Annotated in this window: 4 protein-coding genes; 2 read left to right on the plus strand and 2 right to left on the minus strand. The window is 77.9% G+C overall.

The genetic code is table 11. The annotated features are described in order from the left end of the window. Positions 1-139: 139 nt before the first annotated feature. Positions 140-883, plus strand: coding sequence for a DUF1206 domain-containing protein (locus ACFXA3_RS34795; RefSeq protein ID WP_385193705.1), 744 nt, complete (start codon positions 140-142; stop codon positions 881-883). Between the two features lie 196 nt (positions 884-1079). Continuing rightward, positions 1080-1688 (plus strand): response regulator transcription factor, encoded by a 609-nt coding sequence (locus ACFXA3_RS34800; protein ID WP_385193698.1) that lies wholly within the window; start codon positions 1080-1082, stop codon positions 1686-1688. A 34-nt stretch (positions 1689-1722) separates the two neighbouring features. On the opposite strand, the gene ACFXA3_RS34805 is transcribed toward ACFXA3_RS34800, so the two are convergent. Next, entirely contained in the window at positions 1723-3531 is a 1809-nt protein-coding gene (locus tag ACFXA3_RS34805; RefSeq protein ID WP_385193700.1) for an ATP-binding cassette domain-containing protein, read from the minus strand. Next, the coding region (locus ACFXA3_RS34810) for an ABC transporter ATP-binding protein (protein ID WP_385193703.1) at positions 3528-5221 on the minus strand (1694 nt) is incomplete at its 5' end. The genes ACFXA3_RS34810 and ACFXA3_RS34805, both read right to left, overlap by 4 nt.

Below are 5221 nucleotides of genomic sequence, written 5' to 3' on the forward strand. Positions count from 1 at the left end.
TGTCCTGGGGGGGGGGGGGGCGGGGCGGGGGGGGGGGGGGGGGGGGGGGGGGCGGGGTGGGGGGGGGGGGTGGGGGGGGGGGGGGGCCCCCGCCCCCCCCCGCGGCGGGGGGCTCCGGGAGGTCACGGCCCGCTGCGGTCTGCTCACGCGCGGGGTGCTGTACGTGCTGATCGGGATGCTGGCCCTGCGCGTGGCCTCCGGTGACGGCGGGAACGAGGAGGCCGACCGCCAGGGCGCCCTGCGCGAGCTGGTGCACGAGCCCCACGGCGGCGTCCTCGTCCGGGCCGTCGGCGTCGGGCTCGTCTGCATGGTGCTGTGGCGCCTGTCGGAGGCGGTGTTCGGCGCGGCCGGTGCGGACGGCGACAAGCCCGGGAAGCGGCTGGCCTCGGCGGGCCGGACGGTCTTCTACGCCGTCGTCGCCTGCTCCGTCCTGTCGTTCGCGGCGGGCGGCGGCGGGCGCTCCGGGGACGAGCAGTCGCGCGATGTGACGGCCAGGGCGCTGGACCTGCCCGCCGGCCAGTGGCTGGTGGGTGCGGCAGGGCTCGGGATCGCCGTCGCGGGCGCGGTCATCGCGGTGCAGGCGGCGCGGCGCACCTTCCGCAGGCACCTCGCCATGGGAGGGGTCCCCGCGTGGGGACGCAGGGCCGTCGATTTCCTCGGCGTGGGCGGCGGCCTGGCCCGCGGCGCCGTGTTCGCGGCGGCCGGCGGGTTCGTCGTGTACGCCGCGGTGCGCTACGACCCCGCGCAGGCGAAGGGCGTCGACGACACCCTGAGGGCGTTCGCCGCCACCGCGGCGGGGCCGTGGCTGCTGGTCGCGGTCGCCGTCGGGCTGATGCTCTTCGGGGTGTTCTCCGGGGCTTCGGCCCGCTGGCGCGAGGTATGAGAAGGGCCGGCCGGCGGCGGCCGGGCAGAAAGGTTCCGGCCGCTCAAGGGGGTAACCCGCCGATCGGAGGCTCGATCCGTGGGAATCTCGGCCAACTTGGCCGTGCGCCCCTGAACGCCCCCCGCAGTGACGTTCCATCGGCCCGCTACGGGGGCACCCGTGGTGCCGTTGGTACGTCTACCGAGGAGCGCACACGATGACGAAGGTACTCGTCCTGCACAGCGTCAGCCTGGTCAGGTCCGCCCTGGCCGCCCTGCTCAGATCCGAAGGGCCGTTCGAGGTCACGTCGGCCGGCTGGCGGGCCGCGGCACGCCAGGCCGAGTCGTTACGACCAGACGTGACGGTCGTCGACCTCGACTGTCCGGGAACGACGGCCGTCCTCGCCGACGGCGCGCGCGCGGACCGCCTGGTCCTCGCACCCCCGTCGACGGTCCTGGTGCTCGCCTCGGCCGGTGCGCCGGGGCTGCTGCACCGGGCCTTCCGGGCCGAGGCGCGCGGATTCGTCGACAAGGACGGCTCGCCGGGGCGGCTCGTACGGGCGGTCCGCAAGGTCGCCGCGGGGGAACGGTTCATCGACGCCTCGCTGGCTTCGGCGTTCATGGAGGCCGATCCGCTGCCGCTGAGCCCGCGGGAACTCAGCGTGCTGAGCCGGGCCGCGGAGGGCGATTCGATCGCCGAGATCGCCCGCACGCTGCACCTGGCGAGCGGGACGGTGCGCAACTACATGGCCGCGGCGACCCGCAAGACCGGCGCGCGCAACCTCATCGACGCGATACGGATATCGCGGCGGGCCGGCTGGGTGTGACCCGCGGGCGCCGCGGACGGGCCCGCCCGCCGTCTCACTCGTCCGCGGCCCGGTTCCACCTCCCCACCAGCTCGCGGTACAGGGGCGACCCGGCGACGAGTTCCCCGTGCGTGCCGCAGACGGCCCGGGTCCCGTCGAGGACCAGGACCCGGTCGGCGCGCGCCGCCGACGAGACGCGGTGGGCGACCACGACGAGGGTGCCGGGACGCTCCGCCAGGGCGCGTTCGGCACGCGCCTCGGCGCCCGGGTCCAGGTGGCAGGTGGCCTCGTCGAGCAGCAGCAGCGGAGCGGGCGAGAGGTAGGCGGCGGCGAGCGCGAGCTGCTGGCTCTCGCCCCGCGACAGCAGCCGGGGCGACACCTCGGCGTCCAGGCCGCCGAGCCGCTCCACCAGCCCGTCCAGCCCCAGGGCCCGGACGGCGCCCCGCACGCGGGCGTCCCCGGGCCCGGTGGCACCGGGGGCGGCGGCGAGGTGGGTCAGGTTCTCCCGCACGGTGCCGGTGAACACGTAGGCCTGCTGCGGCAGCAGGGTCCGCCGCGGGTCCGGTCCGGTGGCCCCCGGTTCCCGGCGGGCGGCCGCGCCGTCGACGAGGACCGCTCCCGCGTCGGGGGAGAGCGTTCCGGCGAGCAGCGCGGTGAGCGTGGACTTGCCGATGCCACTGGGCCCGACGACCGCGAGGTGCTCCCCCGGGCGCACCACCAGGTCGAGGCCGTCGAGCACGGGAGCCGCGCCGGGGCCGTAGGCGAAGGTGACGCCCCGGAGTTCGGCCGCGGCGGCGCTCGGCCGGACTGACGGCGCGGACGGCCCGGACGGCCCGGACGGCCCGGACGGCCCGGACGGCCGCGGCTTCGGCGCGCGGTCGCCGGCCGGGTGCGGCGGCGCCGCGGTGAAGCGTTCGAGGACCACGAGCAGCCGGGTCCCGGCGGATCCCAGTGCGGTCATCAGCGAGTTGAGGGCGGGCAGCAGGGCCTGCACCAGGTACGTGAGGCCGCCGGCCAGCGTCCCGGCGGTGATCCCCCGGCCCAGTAGCCAGGGCGTCGCGGCGAGCAGGGCGATCACCGGCAGCCGGCCCGCCGTCCCCAGGGCGAGGGTGCGCAGGGCCGCCCAGCCGGCGAGGGTGCCCGCCAGCCGCTCCTGGGCGGCGATCAGCGGCTCCACCCGGTCCTGCGCCGCACCTTGTCCGCCGCAGGCGGCGATGTCGCGCAGGCCCTCGGCCAGCTGCCCCACCCGGTCCGCCAGCGCCTCGTCGGTGTCCAGGGACCGGCGCTGTACGGCGGCCATGGGGCGGAGCGTGGCCAGGAAGGCGGCCGCGCCCAGCAGCAGGGGCGGCAGCACGACCAGCAGCAGCACGGGCGCGAGGGCCGCCATGCCGGCGAAGGCGCCCACGGCGGTGAAGACGAACGAACGCGCCGTCAGGACGAGGCCCGCGAAGGAGTCCCGGGCCATCTCCGTCTGCTGGGTCAGCCGGGACACCGCGCCCGTGTCCCCGGCGCCCGCCGGGTCGGCGACCGCCCGGTCCAGTGCCTGCCGCACCGCCCGCCGGACCAGGCCGTCCCGCAGCGGCTCCACCAGGTCCGCGAGTCCGGCGAACACCCCGCGCAGCGCGAAGGCGCCGAGGAGCGCCCCGGCCCCGGCCGCGGCCAGCCAGCCGAGGCCGGTGGCGGTGCGGCCGGCGAGGAAGCCGTCGTCGAGGGCGCGGGCCACGCCGTAGCCGCCGAGGAAGGTGTGCGCGGACTCCAGCAGGGACCAGGCGGCCAGTCGTCCGAGGGCGCCCTTGTGGCCGCGCAGGAACCGCCGGCCCTCGGGGGCGACCCGGCCCCGGACCACTCCCCCGGTCACCGTCATCGCGCCGCCTCCCGTTCCGTGTCCCGTCCTGCGTCCGTTCCTGCGTCCGGTCCGGCGTCCGTTCCTGCGTCCGTTCCTGCGTCCGGTCCGGCGACCGGTCCGGCGTCCCGTTCCGCGTCCCCTTCCGCCCCGGCGGCGAACACCGCCCGGTAGGCGGGGTCGCCCCGCCACAGCTCACGGTGGGTGCCTCTCGCCCGCACCCGCCCTTCCTCCAGCCAGACGACGAGGTCGGCCCGGACCGCGGACGAGAGGCGGTGCGCGACCACGATCCGGGTGCCCGGCCGGATCTCGCGGGCGAGGGCGCGCTCCACCTCGCGGGCCGTGACGGTGTCGAGGCTGGAGGTGGCGTCGTCCAGGACGAGGAGCCGGCCCGCGTGGCAGAACGCCCTGGCCAGCCCGAGGCGTTGGACCTCCCCGCCGGACATCGGGGCGTCGGCGAGGGGCGTGCCGTACCCGTGCGGCAGGCGGCGTACGAACGGATCGGCGCCGGCCGCACGGGCCGCGGCACGCACCGCTTGCGGGCCGGGTCCGGGACCCGCGCCGAAGGCGACCGCATCGCCGACCGTGTCCCCGAGCAGCACGGGCCGGTCGAAGGCGTACCCGACGTCGCGGCGCAGGGCTTCGGCGGTCAGTTCCGGCAGGGGCACGCCGTCCAGCAGCACCCGGCCCGCGTCGGGGTCGGTGAGCCGGCCGGCCACGGCGGCGAACAGGGTCTTCCCGGCGCCCGAACGGCCCACCACGGCCACCGTGGTGCCTCCGGGGATCACCAGGCTGATGTCGTGCAGGACCGTGGCCGCGCCGCGCACGACGCGGACGCCCTGCAGTTCCAGGGTGCCGGGTCCGCCCTCCGGCAACTGCGCCCGCCCGTGGGCGAGTACGGGCAGGGTCAGCAGGGCGGCGGTCCGCCGGGCCGCGGACCGGCCGCGGACCACGGCCGCGAGGCCGCCGGTGACGGCTCCGATCCCGGCCGCGAGGCCCGCGTACCGCACCGCGGCGAGGAGTTCGCCGACCCCGATGGCCCCGGCCGCCAGGCGCAGGCCGCCGACGGCGAGGACCGCGTACAGGAGCATCGGCATCAGGGCCGCGGACCGGGCGGTGGTGGAGCCGTAGACCTGCCACATCCGCCTGCCCTCGGCGGCGAGCTCGGGCAACCGGGCGAGGATCCGGGCGCGTTCGCGCTCCGCGGTGCCGGCGGCGGCGATCGTGCGCGCCCCGGCCAGTGCCTCGGCCAGCCGGCCGGCGGTCTCGAGCTGGACCTGCTGGTAGCGGGCGATGCTGGCGTGGCTGTCGCGGGCGAAGGCCCGCAGCAGGAGCACCAGGAACGGAACGCCCAGGAGGAACGCGAGTGCCGTCCACAGGTCGATGAGGAAGAGGGCGGTGACCGCGCCGAGCGGCGGCAGCAGCGCCGCGGCGGCGTGCGCGGCGGCGGCCGGGACCTTCCCGGCCTCCGTGGCGTGTGCGGTCAGCCGCGCGGCGGTTTCGCCCGGGGCGTGACGGGCGGCGTGGTGCGGGGCCGCCCGCAGCAGCCGGGCGAGCCCGAGCCGGCGCAGCCGGCCGGTGGAGCGGCCGTCGACCTCGCCGGTCAGCCGGGCGGCGGCGGCGTCCAGGGCCACTTCGGCGGCGATGACAGCGGCGCACAGCAACGTCCAAGCGGGGCCCGCCGGGGCGCCGCGGAGCAGCAGGTCGAGGG

This window comes from Streptomyces sp. NPDC059456 (assembly GCF_042750055.1).
GTDB lineage: Bacteria > Actinomycetota > Actinomycetes > Streptomycetales > Streptomycetaceae > Streptomyces.